Source organism: Streptomyces sp. NBC_00075 (assembly GCF_045041225.1).
Taxonomy (GTDB): domain Bacteria; phylum Actinomycetota; class Actinomycetes; order Streptomycetales; family Streptomycetaceae; genus Streptomyces; species Streptomyces adonidis.
This window is the reverse complement of the sequence record NZ_CP108243.1, coordinates 2,873,792-2,888,619: the sequence shown is the minus strand read 5'-3', so window position 1 is coordinate 2,888,619 and position 14,828 is coordinate 2,873,792. Positions and strand designations below refer to the sequence as shown.

Annotated in this window: 18 protein-coding genes and 3 pseudogenes; 9 read left to right on the top strand and 12 right to left on the bottom strand. The window is 67.2% G+C overall.

Going from position 1 to position 14,828, the window contains the following annotated elements:
* Positions 1-111: 111 nt before the first annotated feature.
* Positions 112-249, top strand: a pseudogene (locus tag OG787_RS12230) (IS5/IS1182 family transposase); the annotation flags it as partial.
* 13 nt (positions 250-262) lie between these two features.
* On the opposite strand, the gene OG787_RS12225 reads toward OG787_RS12230, so the two are convergent.
* Positions 263-415, bottom strand: coding sequence for a hypothetical protein (locus tag OG787_RS12225; protein WP_405535201.1), 153 nt, complete (start codon positions 413-415; stop codon positions 263-265).
* A gap of 194 nt (positions 416-609) precedes the next feature.
* Between OG787_RS12225 and OG787_RS12220 the strand changes: the two genes are divergently transcribed.
* From OG787_RS12220 to OG787_RS12210, 3 genes and pseudogenes are all read left to right on the top strand, one after another.
* Positions 610-1,392 (top strand): hypothetical protein, encoded by a 783-nt coding sequence (locus OG787_RS12220; RefSeq protein ID WP_405535200.1) that lies wholly within the window; start codon positions 610-612, stop codon positions 1,390-1,392.
* Positions 1,389-4,127, top strand: a complete 2,739-nt coding sequence (locus OG787_RS12215) for a Z1 domain-containing protein (protein WP_405535199.1) — start codon at positions 1,389-1,391, stop codon at positions 4,125-4,127. Before OG787_RS12220 ends, OG787_RS12215 begins: the two co-directional genes overlap by 4 nt.
* A gap of 203 nt (positions 4,128-4,330) precedes the next feature.
* Positions 4,331-4,486: pseudogene (locus tag OG787_RS12210) on the top strand (IS5/IS1182 family transposase); the annotation flags it as partial.
* Between the two features lie 20 nt (positions 4,487-4,506).
* Here OG787_RS12210 and OG787_RS12205 read toward each other — a convergent pair.
* The gene (locus OG787_RS12205; protein ID WP_405535198.1) at positions 4,507-5,478 is read right to left on the bottom strand and encodes a hypothetical protein; all 972 of its coding nucleotides are present in this window, start codon (positions 5,476-5,478) and stop codon (positions 4,507-4,509) included.
* A 115-nt stretch (positions 5,479-5,593) separates the two neighbouring features.
* On the opposite strand from OG787_RS12205, the gene OG787_RS12200 reads away from it, so the two are divergent.
* A complete protein-coding gene (locus tag OG787_RS12200) occupies positions 5,594-6,679 on the top strand; it encodes a S8 family peptidase (RefSeq protein WP_405535197.1) in 1,086 nt (361 codons plus the stop codon).
* A 282-nt stretch (positions 6,680-6,961) separates the two neighbouring features.
* On the opposite strand, the gene OG787_RS12195 is transcribed toward OG787_RS12200, so the two are convergent.
* Together OG787_RS12195 and OG787_RS12190 are read right to left on the bottom strand one after the other, a co-directional pair.
* Complete coding sequence (locus tag OG787_RS12195; RefSeq protein ID WP_405535196.1) at positions 6,962-7,228, bottom strand: hypothetical protein; 267 nt, start codon at positions 7,226-7,228, stop codon at positions 6,962-6,964.
* A 256-nt stretch (positions 7,229-7,484) separates the two neighbouring features.
* Positions 7,485-7,670, bottom strand: coding sequence for a hypothetical protein (locus tag OG787_RS12190; protein ID WP_405535195.1), 186 nt, complete (start codon positions 7,668-7,670; stop codon positions 7,485-7,487).
* Between the two features lie 151 nt (positions 7,671-7,821).
* Here OG787_RS12190 and OG787_RS12185 point away from each other — a divergent pair, with 151 nt between their 5' ends.
* Complete coding sequence (locus OG787_RS12185) at positions 7,822-9,852, top strand: ATP-binding protein (protein WP_405535194.1); 2,031 nt, start codon at positions 7,822-7,824, stop codon at positions 9,850-9,852.
* Positions 9,853-9,919: 67 nt separating this feature from the next.
* On the opposite strand, the gene OG787_RS12180 is transcribed toward OG787_RS12185, so the two are convergent.
* Positions 9,920-10,069, bottom strand: a complete 150-nt coding sequence (locus OG787_RS12180; RefSeq protein WP_405535193.1) for a hypothetical protein — start codon at positions 10,067-10,069, stop codon at positions 9,920-9,922.
* 37 nt (positions 10,070-10,106) lie between these two features.
* Positions 10,107-10,316 (bottom strand): DUF6207 family protein, encoded by a 210-nt coding sequence (locus OG787_RS12175; protein ID WP_405535192.1) that lies wholly within the window; start codon positions 10,314-10,316, stop codon positions 10,107-10,109.
* Between the two features lie 263 nt (positions 10,317-10,579).
* Between OG787_RS12175 and OG787_RS12170 the strand changes: the two genes are divergently transcribed.
* On the top strand, positions 10,580-11,050 hold the full coding sequence (locus OG787_RS12170) for a hypothetical protein (protein WP_405535191.1): 471 nt from the start codon (positions 10,580-10,582) through the stop codon (positions 11,048-11,050).
* A 71-nt stretch (positions 11,051-11,121) separates the two neighbouring features.
* On the opposite strand, the gene OG787_RS12165 is transcribed toward OG787_RS12170, so the two are convergent.
* The 5 genes from OG787_RS12165 to OG787_RS12145 form a co-directional block, all read right to left on the bottom strand.
* Positions 11,122-11,313 carry a hypothetical protein gene (locus OG787_RS12165; protein WP_405535190.1) on the bottom strand — a complete coding sequence of 64 codons (192 nt, stop codon included), beginning with the start codon at positions 11,311-11,313 and terminating at the stop codon, positions 11,122-11,124.
* Positions 11,306-11,911, bottom strand: coding sequence for a dihydrofolate reductase family protein (locus OG787_RS12160; RefSeq protein WP_405535189.1), 606 nt, complete (start codon positions 11,909-11,911; stop codon positions 11,306-11,308). The genes OG787_RS12165 and OG787_RS12160 overlap by 8 nt, the downstream gene beginning before the upstream one ends.
* Positions 11,912-11,933: 22 nt before the next feature.
* Positions 11,934-12,107, bottom strand: coding sequence for a hypothetical protein (locus tag OG787_RS12155; RefSeq protein WP_405535188.1), 174 nt, complete (start codon positions 12,105-12,107; stop codon positions 11,934-11,936).
* 95 nt (positions 12,108-12,202) lie between these two features.
* Positions 12,203-12,388: a hypothetical protein gene (locus OG787_RS12150; RefSeq protein ID WP_405535187.1), complete on the bottom strand. Its 186-nt coding sequence runs from the start codon at positions 12,386-12,388 to the stop codon at positions 12,203-12,205.
* 128 nt (positions 12,389-12,516) lie between these two features.
* On the bottom strand, positions 12,517-12,810 hold the full coding sequence (locus OG787_RS12145; RefSeq protein ID WP_405535186.1) for a hypothetical protein: 294 nt from the start codon (positions 12,808-12,810) through the stop codon (positions 12,517-12,519).
* A gap of 127 nt (positions 12,811-12,937) precedes the next feature.
* On the opposite strand from OG787_RS12145, the gene OG787_RS12140 reads away from it, so the two are divergent.
* Complete coding sequence (locus OG787_RS12140; protein WP_405535185.1) at positions 12,938-13,087, top strand: hypothetical protein; 150 nt, start codon at positions 12,938-12,940, stop codon at positions 13,085-13,087.
* A 49-nt stretch (positions 13,088-13,136) separates the two neighbouring features.
* On the opposite strand, the gene OG787_RS12135 is transcribed toward OG787_RS12140, so the two are convergent.
* Positions 13,137-14,435, bottom strand: a complete 1,299-nt coding sequence (locus OG787_RS12135; protein WP_405535184.1) for a protein kinase domain-containing protein — start codon at positions 14,433-14,435, stop codon at positions 13,137-13,139.
* Between the two features lie 66 nt (positions 14,436-14,501).
* On the opposite strand from OG787_RS12135, the pseudogene OG787_RS12130 reads away from it, so the two are divergent.
* Positions 14,502-14,822 (top strand): annotated as a pseudogene (locus OG787_RS12130) (ISAzo13 family transposase); the annotation flags it as partial.
* Positions 14,823-14,828: the final 6 nt, after the last annotated feature.

Here is a 14,828-nt window from a genome sequence, read left to right as displayed (position 1 = left end):
TCCCCCTTTGCAGTGACGCTAATCAAGTACCACGTTGCTGCCCACGCGGGGGATGAAGTATCCGGGCTCCCTATGGAGGTGCCGGTTCGCCTCATCCTGATCTCATCGAGCAACCGCTCCCACGCCAAGATCCGCGCGCTCGGCGAACAGGCCATGGCCATCCTCAAGACCTGGCGGCTCCTACGCAAGCTCCGATGCACCGCACTCGTCCAAGCCGTCCTCACCCTCCACCTCAACGCCTCACACTGAGGTTGGGAAAGGCTCACTGCATGTGATTCGAGAGGAAGGCGTACACGATAGTGGCCGTGGCAATCCCCAGCCCCCAGGCCGGACTCTTGTAAGCGATCACTCCCGCCGCCGTCGCAAGGACCAGGATGACCACGGTGCGAGTGTTCAGCGGTGGGGGCGTCGACACGCTCGGCTCCTTGTGCGCACGGGGCCCCAGCGGCCCCTGTTGCTGGAGGTGTAGGTGCGTCAGCCGCGAGTGCCCTCCCCCTGAATCGGCGTGATGCAGGTCACGCTGGAGAGGTGGGGGCGTTCCTGGCCGGGTGTACCTACAAGGGGAGTGAGCGGCCTGCCCCGGGGCCGATCCGTGAGGAGGGCCCGTTCGTGGGGTGGGAACAGTCGGCAGGTGACGACGGTGAGGTCGTGGCCTCCTTTCGGCGCGATCATGTGCCGCCCGACGTCCATCCCACCCACCCGGACGAGGCCGCGCTACGCGCGGACGAGCAACTCGTGGCGATGCTCCGCGAGGACGACTTCGACGGGCCGATGTGGGACGTGTACATCGGCACGCTGCTCGAGGAGTGCCGCCCCACCGTGATGAAGTGGATCGAGAACGGTCGCATGTTCGACAAGGCCAAGAGGGCAGGCAGACCAGCGACACTTCCACTGGCGCTGCGCGCGCATCTGCGGCACGACGAGAGCGCCCGCCACGACCTGGCCTTGGATGTCATGTTCGCGGCCGCACGCATCTTTCGCGAGCGAGCCCTGGTGAACGGAGAATGGTCCGCGAGCGGCAGAGCCACCTTACGGACGTACTACCTCAACATGGTCGCCCTGCAGTTCTCCAACGCGGCCCGGACCTGGGCCACTTCGGAGCGGGACCGCGAATTCTCGTCCCCCAAGGACCCCACCGATGAGATCTCGCAATGGGAGGCCGACGCCGAGGCGACAGACCCCTACAGGGCGGCGGATGCCCGGCTGGATCTGGAAGCCCTTGCCCGCCACGCCGACCCCAGGATCCGCGCCATGATCCAGCTTCGGCAGCGGGACTGGAAATGCGCCGATATCGCCAAGGAGCTCGGCATCAGCCCGGGGGCCGCCGAGAAGGCATGGGCCCGCTTCACCGGACAGGTACGCGCACAGGGAACCGACGGGAGGCCCGCATGAACCAGCCCGACAACACAACGTCCCTCAGCCAGCAGGCCGGCCGGGCGCTGACTATGCTCGACGGCGAGACCACTCCGGCCCGATCAGACCAGCGCAGCACCCTGTGGGTGCGGGCCCTGGAACGCCTGTCCGCCGGTGAGGCTCCGGCCACTCCTGCAGAGGACAGGATCGCCCGGTTCCTGGAGTTGCTTCAGGCATCGTCGGTTGCCCGACCGGCTGCTGACGAACAGGCAGAGCCCGCGGTGGTGATCGGTCGGCCGGCTTCCCCTGACCGGCCTTCTGGGCCGGACGGTTTGTGGCGTGAATACACGCGATTCCTGCGTGATGAACGTGACTGGGCGGAGCAGCACATTGCCACGCTTGACGAGGGCAGTGACAGTGTCCTGAGGCAGCTCGCCGATCCCCGCCAGCCAATGGCTGCACAAACACGTGGACTCGTCGTCGGCCACATTCAGTCAGGAAAGACGGCTCACTTCACAGGGCTGATTGCCAAGGCAGTCGATTCTGGATACCGCCTGGTGATCGTCCTCACCGGGGCGCTGAACCTGCGCCGGTTCCAGGTCCAGCAGGAGCTGGAGCGGGCACTTTGGCGCGGCGAATCATCTAGCGGCTCTGGGAGCGCTACAGCCCATCCCAGGGACGTCGCCGCGAGGCTTCGTCCGGGTGTGATGCGCGTGACCACGCTGGATCACGACTACCGGGCCACCGATGGCGGACCTAGCCCATGGGAGTTCATCAAGACGGATCCGGATCAGCCTCTGTACGCCCCCCGCAACCTCGAGCACACGCCGGTACGGCTGCTGGCAGTGAAGAAGAACGCAGCCGTGCTGTCCAAAATCATGCGAGATCTGCAGGCCAGCGAGTGCCCTCTTCCGGAACTGCCGGCACTCGTCATCGACGACGAAGACACTGGAGCCGTGCCGCTGGCCGGCGGAAAGGATACGGGAAACTGCGGCGCCGACGGCCGTCTTGCCGAACTCATTGCCCTTTTGCCGCGGGCGCAGTACGTCAAATTTTCCTCGACACCATTCGTCCGGGCATTGCTTGATCCCGGAGCGGAGGAAGAACTCTTCCCGCGTGACTATGTCGTGTGTCTGCCGCAGCCAGCTGCTGAACCAAGCTCGCAGAAGACCAACCGGGCACCACTGCGCGTGTCGGAACTCCCGTCGTTTTGGGCACATGATCCGGGAACACTGATCGAGACAGAAGGCCAAGGCAGTACGGCCTTTGAACTGCTGGGTCAGGCCGTGGACATGTTCGTCCTCACCGGCGCATTGAAGCTGTACCGGCAGCAGACGGGACCGTACGTGTACCGGCATCACACGATGCTGGTACACGGCGGCGACCGGCTGGTGGACCAGCACCAGATCCTTGGGCGACTGCACCGGCAGTGGGACCCGGCAGCCTTCCATCGTGCAGACAGCAGAGCGCGCCTGAAGGCGCTCTTTGAACGGGACATCCTCAAGCAGACCACTGCCTCGCTCGAAGGACACCACACACCGGAGGCGTTCGAAGACCTGCTCCCCTACATCCGCGCAGCCGTCGGCCGTATGACACGCGCGCCGCAGCTGATTACAGGCTCGGACGAGGGATGGCGTGCACTGCAGGAAGACTTCGAGCACCGCGAGGTATGGGGAATTGTCATCGCCGGGACGAAGATTGCTCGGGAGCTGAGCCCTGCCGGATTGACCGTCACCTTCGCCTACGCGCAAGGCAGCCGCGCGGCCAACCGTCTGATGCTGAACCAATGGTTCGGCGACCTTCCCGGATACCGCGACCTCGTGCGCTTCTACCTCGGGCACAGCTCGGACAAAGCTGAGCTCGTACAGCAGGCCGGATGGGCCCTAGACCTCGCTCGCGCCGAAGAGACCTTTCGCGCGCAACTGCGTGAGATCTCAGTCGACTCCACGAACAGCCCTCTGAAACCAGCTCAGCTTCCGGCGCTGGCCGCTCAGCACCTGCCATGGCGTACCCGCACACGCAGGAACAGACTCTTCAACGCTGAGCTGGTGGAAATTCGTAGTCCTGGGCGCTGGGTGGAACATCTTGCTCGTCCTGCGCGGGCAGCAGACCGGGCTCACAATGCGCGGGTGTGGGGCCCCTTACAGCAGATGCTGTGTGATGACGTTACCTCCCTCGTTTCCAGCGACTTTGGTACCCGGCAGGCCGACGCCGGATTCCAAGCTCGGGCGGGCGTGGTCACTCACGCGCAGTTGCTGGACGTCTTTGAGCGACTGCGATGGCAGCGCCCTGAGACGTTCCGGCCCTACCTGCAATACCTGCGGTCACTGCGGGGGAAGTTGGACGACTGGGCGGTTTTCTGGCCACAGGAGACTGCGGAGAACACCTTGGCAGGGACGCAGGATTCAGCGATGTCGTCCCATATCGCACCGCGGCGCTCAGAGCTTCTAGCTGCTCCGATACAGGAGAGTCGCCGGCATCGGCGCTTGGGAGAAATGATTGTTGGAATGGACAGATTGGGCGAGACGTCTGTGCCCCGGCGTGGGGTCTTGTTCCTCTACCCGATGGCTGAGACGAACCTGAGCAGAGCACAGCGGACGGTGAGACCTGAAGAATTCGTGATGGGCGTCAGCTACCTGGTACCGGATGACGGATCGAGTCAGATCGTCAGGTTCAAAGTGCGCAACGCCGCCCAGGCCGAAGCTCCGATCCTGGCCCTCACCCGCAGGCAGAAGGAATGCATTGCGCCTTCGCCGTTGAGCGCTGCGGTATAGAAGGCTGCACGGCCCGGAGAATTGGGTCGGGGCAGCCACCAGGGTGTGCCTGCCGCACAGGGCAGTGACGGAAGCCACGTAGGGAGCCTTTTCCAACCTGACGGCGGTGCTGGGGTGCTGGCGGGTGTGGGCTGTACGGAACGACGAAGCTCCTGGTAGGCGTGTTCTCGACCAAGATCACCCGTGTCCGCCAAGAGCTTCGCGTGCTTGTCTACCCGTCCTCGATTGATCTCTCCAGCCGCACCCTGCGGTTCCTGGCCGGGCAGCTCTCCGGGCGGCAGAGGCAGATCGGGACGCGGTGGCGACGACTGCTGGCTGGCCGTCAGGCCCTCCTGGTGCTGGCCCACTCGTCCAGCGGGCGACCGGGGAGGCGCGGGGCTCAGGAGGTGCAGTTGCCTACGGTCTTGACCGACCTCAGGTCGGCCGCGCCGAAGGTCTCGACGTCGCCGTTCGGCCGCCTGATCCGCAGCTCGCGGTCGGTCTTGGAGCTGAGGAGCGTGCCGCAGACCTTGGCGTCGTTGCCGCGCGTCACCTCGACGAGAGCCTCCTTCGGGCCCGACCGCGGCCAGAACCAGATGCACCCGATGGCCACCGTGAGCGCACCTAGGGAGCACAGGGCCAGTACCACCGCGTGGCCGAGCTGGCTCGCTGCCTGCTTCAGGCGTTCCCGCCGGTTGTGGAACCAGGTGGTCAGCAGGTGGTCGTTGCCGAGATCGACTTCTACGGGCCACCCGTACGCCGCCTTGTAGGCCGAGACGACGGCGAACGCCGCCCCGCCGACCGCGGCCGCGGTGGACACGCCGCCGACGAGGCGGGCCCACCCGCTCAGGCCCGTGAACGCGTCCTTGCCCATCAGCACCCCTGCCAGCCCGAACAGGCCGAGCAGCGCGGTCACCGCCGCGATCCAGTTCTCCGCGGACGACCGGACCGTGCCCTCCTCCGTCGCCGTCACCTCCTGCATGGCGCGCAGCGCGGGCAGCATCGAGGCGTCCGTCGCCGCGCGCACCGGCGGATCTGCGTCCGGGTCCAGCGGCATCGTGACCAGCCACCAGCTCCCGCAGGTCTTCACCGGTTCCCCGGCGTCGGCGGAGGCGTGCAGCTCTTCGCAGGCGCACTCGCAGATCCTGGTCATCCGCTCGCTGGGGGCGAGGGCCGGTTTCCGCCCGCTCTGGCCGCGGGCCACGACGGACCGGTCCACGTTCAGCTTGGTGGGGTGGCGGCAGTTCGGGCAGGGGCCCTCAATCCCCAGGATCTTGTTGTCGAACCTGGCCCGGTACACCGTCCACCCGGCCAGCTCGTCGTCCGTGACCATGTACTGCCCGTACCGGTACGGCACCGCGTCTTCCGCCATGGCACCAGGTTCCGGGAATCCGCGGGGACCCGCCCGGGCATGCGGCCGGCTGGCGTAGTCCGCACGCCCCGCGCTCGCGGCGAACCTACGCTGCTCGCAGAAGAGGAGGGCACCCATGTGCGAGGACTGGGCGGGCTACTCGACCGTGGTTGGGCCACGGTGGGAGATCGAATGGCTCATCGGGCGCTGGGAGACACTGCGAACACCGGACCGGCTCCGCATCGAGCGGCCAACGATGGTGAGGTTCCACGACGTCCACCGGGAGGCCGCCCATCGCTTCGAGGACGCGTGGAGCCCGGCCATCGCCGTCGCGCACCACCCGCCCGGCCTCGGTATGCGCGCGACGGCGCAGTTGCAGGCCGAGCTCATGCGGGGCCCCCGCGGGCGGTCTGCCTTCTGGGACGCACACCCCCACCACGAAGGGCCTCACCTGCTGTGGGAGCCGGGCTACCGGTTCCGTTCCGCTCAGCAGGGAGTCGCCAGCATCCCTGACGACGCCTTCAACGCGGACGGGCTGGACGCGCTCGTACAGAGCGCACCAGCAGTGCCGAGCGGGCCAACCGCGAACGGCCACCGCGTCGCAGTGCTGGACACCGGTGTCCGCGGTGCCGCCCACGACATGATCGACTTCATCAACTGCCACGACGTGGGGATCGCGACAACGCCGGCGGCAGACCCGCACGGACACGGCACGGCGGTCGCCGCGGTCATCACAGCCGTCCGGAGCAGCGCCGACATCCACCCGTTGCGCGTGCTCCGCGAGGACAACCAGGGCGAGTCGTACGAAGTGCTGGCCGGCCTTGTGTACACACTGTGGTCGGGCGAGTACGACCTGGTTAACGCAAGTCTGACCACCGACGTGTCAGGACAGTGCGCCACCTCGCTGGGCAGAAGCGTCGACTACCTGCTGAGCTACTGCTCCGCGGAGATGGCACTGCCCGTGCTGGTGGCCGCCGCAGGGAACTGGGGTTCGGCGAAGACGTCCGGATACCCAGCCTGCCTCCCGGACGCGGTCGTCGCCCTCGCGACGGACGACACGGGCGCGCGTGCCTCGTACAACTGCACACCGCCCCCGGGAGCGATCACGGAGGAGGCCTACGGAGGCAGCGACGTCCAGCCGCTCGGCACCCTCCCCGACGGGACCGACTTGTTCGGCACTTCTTTCGCGGCCGCCGCCGTCTCGGGCGCCTACCTCCCCTGACGCTCAGGGGCCCGCGAATCCAGATGATGGCCACGGTGCGGGTGTCCAGGCGCTCTTGTCGAAGCCGTTCGCGGCCTTGGCCTGTCGGGAGTGGTCCGCGAGCAGTGGGGTGACCATGGTGATGCCTTCGGCCGCGGTGGCGGTGACCAGGTCGGCTGAGGGGGAGCCGGAGTCCAGGTAGTGCTCGCCGGGGGACGATGCCGTGCTCGGCGAGGCGCTGCTGGATACCGGTGGTGGCCTTCACGTCGGGCACGGTGGCGTCGGTGGTTGCCACGTCCGTGATCAGGTTCGGCACCCGGCGGCCGTGCCGTTCGGCTTCGGCCTCGGGGGAGTATTGCAGCTCTCCGTGAGATGGATCTTGTATCCGCGCCAGAACAGGTCATCGCCCTTGGCCGCCCAGCGGGCGTCGGTGTCGTAGGGCGAGGCCAGGCGGCATCTACTGGGCGGGACGCCCTCGCTGTCGGTGTCCCGCCAGGTGATCACCTCCCGTCCCCGTGTGTCGGTGCGCTGGTAGTAGGTCTGCACCGGGACCTGGCGCAGGACGGCCACGGCTTCGATGCTGCGGATCCAGGCAGGTCCGCTTGCCTCCCGTCCGGTGCGGCACCGGCCTGCCCGGCGCCCCGCGTACCGGTCACAGCAGCAGCCGGCCCCGACCAGAGGCCCGACCACGGTCACGAAGCGACAGCGCCTCCGTCGACCAAGCCCACATCCCCGCCGACAACCATCCGCACCCTCTGCCGCGCCTGTCCGCGAACCCGCACGTCACCACGCTGATCCGGTCGTGCTCGGAAGGCCGACATTCTCTCTACACCCCCGAGTCCACGCCCCGCAGCAGGAAGAACAGAGAAGTGGGTGGGTGGGACAGGTCCCGGGCGGCGGGCGAGGGGATCGGGCGCCGCTGGTGTTCCTCGCGTGCGACGGCCGGGCCGCGCGCGACGCCGACGGCGCAGCGGCGGCGGATTGTGGGGAAGCTGTGGCGGGCCGTCGGCATGCCGGCCGCCGGTGCGCTGGCAGCAGTCCGACACGCACGCGATATGTAACTAAGCGTGCCTAACCGGTACGGTCAGCGCATGCCAATGGGGGAACACCACGCAGAAGGCCCTTCCCGCAGCGGAGTTGGGGTAGGGATGGCGGGCGTCACCGTGCCATCACAAGCGGGGCCGCACCCGACTGAGTTCCAACTGTCGGTCGGTGAGGGCAAGATCCTTCAGTTCAAGAAGAAGCCCCAGATCGCTGCTGTCGCAGAGTTGGTGTGGAACGCCCTGGACGCGAACGCGACGCTGGTCGACGTCGAACTGCGCCGCGAGTGGGACGCCATCACGCAGATCGTGGTGACCGACAACGGTCAGGGGATGACGCCGGAGCGGGCCCGCGCCGCGTTCGAGGGGTATGGCGAAACCTGGAAGACCGGCAAGACCCACACCGAAGGCAACACGCGCATCCTCCACGGCCGCAACGGCGAGGGGCGCCTGTACGCCCTCGCTCTGGGCGACCGGTTCACCTGGGAGTCGGTGGCTGAGGTCGACGGCAGGCTGGTCGGGGTCTGGATCAGCGGCAATGCCGATCACTCCACTGTCTGGCAGGCGCAAGAGACGGCGCCCGCTCGTGACAGGACCGGCACCACGGTCCGGATCGACGTTCCCCAGGGCAAGACGCTGCGCGGCCTGGAACGCCAGGACACTGCTGCGAACCTCACCGCGAAGCTGGCGTTCTACCTCAGGGCCTACCCCGACGTCTCCGTGACGTTCGACGGCAAGCGGCTGGATCCCAGCGACATCATCGTCGGTGAACCCATCGACCTGCCGTTGAACCTGCCAGAGGAGTACGCCCAGGAGGACCCGGCCCCCGTCGTGACCTTCGTGGAGTGGAACCAGCGGATGAGCGACCGCAGGATGCTCATCTGCAACGCCGACGGCATCGCCCTGTACGAGCAGGGCCGGGAGTGGTCCGACAGCATCGTCAGCTTCACGCCCTACCTGCGGTCCAACCTGTTCAACGACATCTCCGTCGACGACCTGCACGGACTGCCCATGTCCCACGGCGGCCTGCTGGACGCGGCCGTGAAGGCCGTCCAGGAACACCTCTCTCTCCGTGGCGCCCAGATTTCCGCAGAGGTTGTGCGGCAACTCAAGGAAGAAGGCATCTACCCCTACTCGGGACCGCCCACCAGCGGTACACAGGCGATCGAACGCCAGACCTTCGACGTTGTGGTGACCGTTGCCCGCGATGCCCTCCCGGCCAAGGGCGCAGCCCGCCGGCTCTCCGTCAGTCTCATCCAGACCGCACTGGAAAGCAGCCCCAGCGACCTCCACACCATCCTGGAAAAGGTCCTCGCACTCAGCGACGAAGACCGCCGGCACTTGAAGAACCTTTTGGACAGCACCGACCTGACCCATGTCATCGAGGCTGCCACCACCGTCACCAACCGTCTGAACTTCATCGGCGCGCTGAGGAAGATCCTCGCCGACCCTCATCTCCGCAAGGACTTGCGGGAAGTCGACCAGCTTCACCCCATGATCGCCAAGAACCTCTGGCTGTTCGGTGAGGACTGGAACATGGCCATGAGCGAGGTCGGGCTCACGAGCGTGCTCCAAGCTCACCTGGAAGATCAGCTTGGTGAGGACGTCGTCCTGGAGAACCAGCTCGAAACCGTCAGGCAGCCGGACGGACGTACCGGCCGGGTGGACATCTTGCTGTTCCGCAGCCGACGCGACGACAGCTCCACCGAACGGCTCATTGTCGAACTCAAGCGCCCCACCGTCCGGGTCGGAAAGAAGGAGCTCGACCAGATCAAGGGCTACGCCCGAGCCATTGTCGACGACCCGCAGTACAGCGGCGTCGACTGCAAGTGGCGCTTCTACCTGGTCACATACGAATACTCGGACAAGATCCTTCGCGACATCCGGCAGAAGGACAAGCCGGAAGGCCTCGCCGACGACCACCACGACTACGAGGTCTGGGTCAAGAGTTGGGGCGAGATCCTGGATGCGGCGGAGAAGAAGCTGCTTTTCTTCCAACGCCAGCTGAACTACGAGGCCACAGACGAACGCGTCACGCAGCACCTACGCGAGAGCTACTCCCGCTTCATCCCAGAGGCCCTCGCCGAGGGCAGCCAGAACGGCGCGGCAGCGTCCGACAACAGTAGTGAAACAACGAGCACGTTGCGCTCCTGACTTGGGCAGCATGAGACCCCGGGCCTCAAGGTAAGCCCGGGGTCTGGCGGTGCCGGGAGAGGTCGTCTCAGTAGGAGTCCTCCCGCTCGGAGGGCGGCCCGTACTGCTCGATGAGGTCGCAGGTGCAGGTGCCACCCTTGTACAGCGTCTTGTCGCACTCGTCATGGTGGTACCGCTGCGGCACGGGCTTTGCCGGAACGGGCTGGAGCCCGGTCATGGCCCGGCACAAGTAGGTCAGGCGCCCGCCGCGGTTCCTATGCGCTGGCGTCCTCGTGCAGGTCCAGGAAGAACCGTAGCCGGACGCCGGGCTCTCCGGGATCCCGGGTCGTGCGGTCCGCCGGCGCTACCGCGCACCGTGCGGCGAGCAGCTCCTGGATGGCGAACGCGGTCTCGTCATCGGCGGCCGCGACCTCCACCACGGCCAGGCCGGGCACCGCCACATGTGCTTCGTTGATCTGCCTCATACACGGCACTACGCGCCGACGCCCGCGGAAGTTCTTCCACTCCGGCGGCTTCACCCGACCGTGTCAACGCGTGGACCGGGGCGTCAGGGCCGCGTGCTGACGTAGCGCACGCCCGGGAAACGCACCCGCCTGCAGGCCGACTACGACCGGGCCCTCCGCGTCGTCACCGAGATCGACGCCGCCCGCACCACCATGAACGAGGACTCCGCAGGAGAATCTCCGCGGCCCAGCGGACCGAGAACGAGAACCGCATCCGGGCCGCCATGGACCAGCTCCTTCGAGGCGAGATCCCGCCCGGCGGAAAGTGCGACATCAAGACCCTCGTCGGCAGGTTGCAGTCGACCGCACCGCGTTCTTTGGCACCCGCCCCTACTTACCTCCGCGTCGAGTTCGAGCGACGCCTTCAGGCCCTGCGGCAGGCCGGCGACATTCCCGACCTCCGCGAAGCCCAGATCACCCGCCTCAAGATGGAGAACGCCAAGCTCAGGGAGCGGCTGGACCGATCGGAGCAGACGATCGACGAGCTCACGGACTTCCGCACCCAGGCCCTGGCCCGGCTCGGCGCCCAACACGAAGAGATCATCCGGCTCCGCGAAGCTGCCGCCGGGAATTCCAGGGTCAGACGCCTTCCAGCTCCGCGAACCAAAAGCCATCGGGTCATGCAGCTGAAATGCCCGCCCCGAACCGAGGGCTTGAAGCGTGGGGGGAATGTGGGGAGTGAAGAGCGCGTGTGAGGGCCCAGCGACCGAAGGCCACCGGGCCTTGTTGATCGGCGACCGTCAGGCGAAGTCGTTGCCCGCGGTGCTCACGGAGTCCGCCGCAGGGAGGTGATCTCGCGAACTCTGCTGGCGATGGTGGGACGGGCCGCTTCCGGGGTGGTCAGCAGGGCGACGATGGTGACGGGCTGATCGCAGTGCGGGCAGTTCCGGACGGCTCCGCGCCCGTCGGCGCCGGCCTGGCGGCCGTCCAGACCGGCGGACGGGGCGACGTCACGCACGGGCGCCGAGTGGCGGGTGCTCGAGCACGCGGGGCTTGTACTCGACCAGCTGGATGCGGCCGTCGAAGGTGCGGTGCTCGATCATGTCGAGGGCAACGTCCGGATAGCCGTCGTAGATGCGTTCTTCGCCCGTGGCCCCGGTGATCACCGGGAACATCACGACCCGGAAGCGGTCGACGAGTCCGGCGCGTAGCAGGGACCGGCACAGGCTGAGGCTGCCGATCGTGCTGAGGAGCCCCGAGCCACTCAACTTCATGGCGCGGAGCGCCTCGACGGCGTCGTCGCGGACGAGCGTGGAATTGGCCCACGTCAGTGGCTCCTCGAGTGAGGAGGAGAACACCACCTTGGACGCTTGCGTGAGCTCGTCGACGGACGCCTCTTCTTCGGGCCTGAACTCGTCCTGGCCGTTCGGGACCTCGCCTGCGGCGAAGCCCGACATCAGGCGGTAGGTGTTCGCTCCCATCAGGTAGGTGGCCTCGGGCTGCCCGCCGAGCCATGCGAGGTACTCCGGGCCCTCCATGCCCCAGAACCCGGGCCATCCCTCTCCCGATGCATGGCCGTCGAGGGAGGTGATGAAGTCGACGAGAAGCTCCGACATAGCGGTGTCCTTTCCTGGGGTGTCACGAGCTTGGACCGGCCTGGAGCCACAAACTCATCGGCCGCGCCGTGGAGTAATGGTCGGCCTCGCCTCCGAGCTGAAGCGCCGCATCGACCTCGACGGCGACTTCGACGACGTACCGCGGCTGATGTTCGTGATCGACCGGGCCGACATCACCCTGCAGCAGCTCGCCCACTACTGGGAGACGTTCCGGCAGAGAAGGACGACCCCAAGAAGTCCCCGGCCGTCGCCGCCCTCGAGGACGCCCTGTACGAGGGGCGCGGCCCGCATCTACGTCATCTCGACCGTCATCCCCGCCCGGTTCAGCACCGGCATGTGGCAGCGGCTCGCCCCGATGGACGGCCCCGCCCCGAAGAGCAGCCCGCTCTCGGGCCGGGTCCACGTCGTCCACGACGGCGACGCCCACCCGACGCAGGCACTGCTCATGACCGACGCCGATGCCGCCGACTGGCTCACCGCCTCACCGCCACTGCGGCCGGGGAGATCTGACCTGCCTCCGGACACACCACGGGCCCCGGGGGAGACGACATCCCCGGGGCCCGGTGTATGGAGTCCCGCTGTTCGACGACGGCGCGACACCGGCGTCACGCCTCGGGCAGCGGGGGCTCTGCCTGGCGCAGGCAGTACACGCACCGGGAGGCCGGGTCGACGCGGCCCATGCACCGCTGGCAGTCGCCGCGTTCACGCACCGGCCCCCGGCCGTCCGCGCAGCCGGGGCAGGTCATCACCGGCTGACGGAAGCCGAAGCTGACCACCCACCCCTCGCCTTTGGCGGTGTCGCGCGCCAGCTGCGAGACCTCGGAGGTGGAGCGCGCGTCTTCGTCGTCGCCGGTCTCCACCGTCAGATAGACGGCGAAGCAGTCGTCGGTGTCGCACACGACAGCCACTCCTGTAGGCATTCGATCCCCTCTCAAGCCGCAGTTGCGCCCAACAAGACCATCTTGCTGATGGGAACGTCCTCGCACTGGCGTCCCCCAGACGCGGGCCCGGCGGGCGGAGGGGGGCTTGGCCCTCCTCTCAGAGATCGTCAGCCGCAGGGCCGAACCCGGAGCCGAGTCGCCGACAGCCGTCATCACGGCCCGCTCCAGAGCGACGATCTGCGGTGTCCGGGGCTCCGGCGGCTGCCGGGCCGCGATCAGGGGCAGCGGCGCGTAGGCGGATGTGGACGGCTGCGGCAGCACAGGCCGCACCAGCCGCCAGCGGGCTAGTACTCGATCCTGCTGCGGACCCGTTGCGTGAGTCCGTGCAGGGCGTGTGTGGCGGAGGGGAGCCTCATCCGGCCCCAGGCAGTTTCGGGCCAGCTGTGTTCGAGGTTCCAGCTGTAGTCGTCTGCCTTTCTGTGGATCTCGGCGATGAAGGAAACTTCGCGGCCGTGCATGACCGCGCCGAGCAGGATTCTGCGGTCGCCATCGGGATACGGGATCGAGAATTTCACTGTGCCATCGGGGTCGAATCCGTAGTCCGAGTTGGGCGCCCATCCATACGTTCCGAGTGAGTTCGGCGCGTGCGGGTCCTGGGAAACATGCTCCTCGTATTCGCTGTGGAAGTCGAAATCGTTGATCAGGATGTCCATCGTCCGGCGAATAGCGGCGCGGACGGCCGCCTCGTCCCGGATGGCGTCGTCTTCTGGGCCCCAGCCCCTACGGAAGCCGGTGTTCCTGGTCAGGGGCCAGGTGGTTGCGGAGGCGAGCCACAGGCGCAGCTCCTCCTCCAGGCCGTCGATGCTGAGGCGCTCGGAGGGGCTGTTCCTCGTGGCGGCTTCGAGAACGTGGGCCAGGCCGTCCAGGACGAAGCCGACGTCTCCCTTCCAGCCCTTGTGGAGGTCGTAGTCCGTGGCGCCGGCCCGGAAGGTTCCCGGGAGTGGCAGTTCGCCGAGGGGATGGATGAACGCCGAGAGGGTCTGTGCCAGGGAGTAGACATCGGCCATGCTGCCCTGTTCCTGCTGGGTCACGCTGCGCATCTCGGGGGCCATGAACCACAGGGGGCCCAGTTTCTCGCCCTCGACGGTGACGCTGGCCTTGCCGAAGTAGGCGATGCCGAAATCGGCGAGGACGGGGCGGCCGTCGTGCCAGAAGAGGTTGTCAGGCTTGATGTCCCGGTGGTAGTACTTCCGCGCTGCGAGTTCAGTCAGTGTCTTCGTCAGTGTGTGGATGTGGCCGACGATTTCCTGGAGCGTCGTCGTCTCCGTGAAGACGGATTGGAGCAGGCGGGCCCTCGGCATGACGTACCAGGCGGGCTGGCTGCCGGCGTCGATGTCGAGGACGGGCAGGACGCCGGTGACGCTTTCCCGTGTGAGCCGGTGCATCATTGTGGCTTCGTCATGGAACCGGGCTCCGCGGGTTTTTTCCGGTGCGGCGGACCGGTGCTTGAGGACCGCTTCTTCGCCGGTTGTCCGGCATTGGACGCGCCGGACGAACTTCTTGTTCGATTTCGGGTCTGCGTTCAGGGGACCGAGGTCTCGCCAACCTGCAACGCCCGCTGCGTAGTTGTTGCCCTTTGCCATCTGCCCAGCGTACGGATCGTCCGCGGTGTGCGGTCTGGGTTTCATCGAGCCGGCATGTCCCGGTAGCAACTGAGCGATCTCACCGACACTTTGGACCTCCACAGCGACGTCAAGCGCGGCCGCCCGCCCCGGCTCGCCTTCCCCGACCAGGTCCTGGCAGCCGTCCTTCACCTGCGGGTCGCCCTGGCCGCGGAACCCCTCGCCGTGCTGTTCGACAGCAGTAGGACCGCCATGCACCGCACCCTGCTGAAGATCAGGACGCTACTGAAGGCGCACAGCATCGTCATTCCGCCGGCAGCCACTCCGCCCTCTGCCCTCACAGCCCTCCAGGCTCGCGTTCGAGCCCTGAGCAGCGACTCCAACAGCATGATCAAGACAACGTGTTAATGATCT

Bases quoted from the DNA above. Each gene is read 5' to 3' on its own strand.
- OG787_RS12215 (WP_405535199.1), top strand. From the start codon at position 1,389: ATGAACCAGCCCGACAACACAACGTCCCTCAGCCAGCAGGCCGGCCGG.
- OG787_RS12205 (WP_405535198.1), bottom strand. From the start codon at position 5,478: ATGGCGGAAGACGCGGTGCCGTACCGGTACGGGCAGTACATGGTCACG.
- OG787_RS12200 (WP_405535197.1), top strand. From the start codon at position 5,594: ATGTGCGAGGACTGGGCGGGCTACTCGACCGTGGTTGGGCCACGGTGG.
- OG787_RS12190 (WP_405535195.1), bottom strand. From the start codon at position 7,670: ATGCCGACGGCCCGCCACAGCTTCCCCACAATCCGCCGCCGCTGCGCC.
- OG787_RS12180 (WP_405535193.1), bottom strand. From the start codon at position 10,069: ATGACCGGGCTCCAGCCCGTTCCGGCAAAGCCCGTGCCGCAGCGGTAC.
- OG787_RS12175 (WP_405535192.1), bottom strand. From the start codon at position 10,316: ATGAGGCAGATCAACGAAGCACATGTGGCGGTGCCCGGCCTGGCCGTG.
- OG787_RS12170 (WP_405535191.1), top strand. From the start codon at position 10,580: ATGGACCAGCTCCTTCGAGGCGAGATCCCGCCCGGCGGAAAGTGCGAC.
- OG787_RS12160 (WP_405535189.1), bottom strand. From the start codon at position 11,911: ATGTCGGAGCTTCTCGTCGACTTCATCACCTCCCTCGACGGCCATGCA.
- OG787_RS12135 (WP_405535184.1), bottom strand. From the start codon at position 14,435: ATGGCAAAGGGCAACAACTACGCAGCGGGCGTTGCAGGTTGGCGAGAC.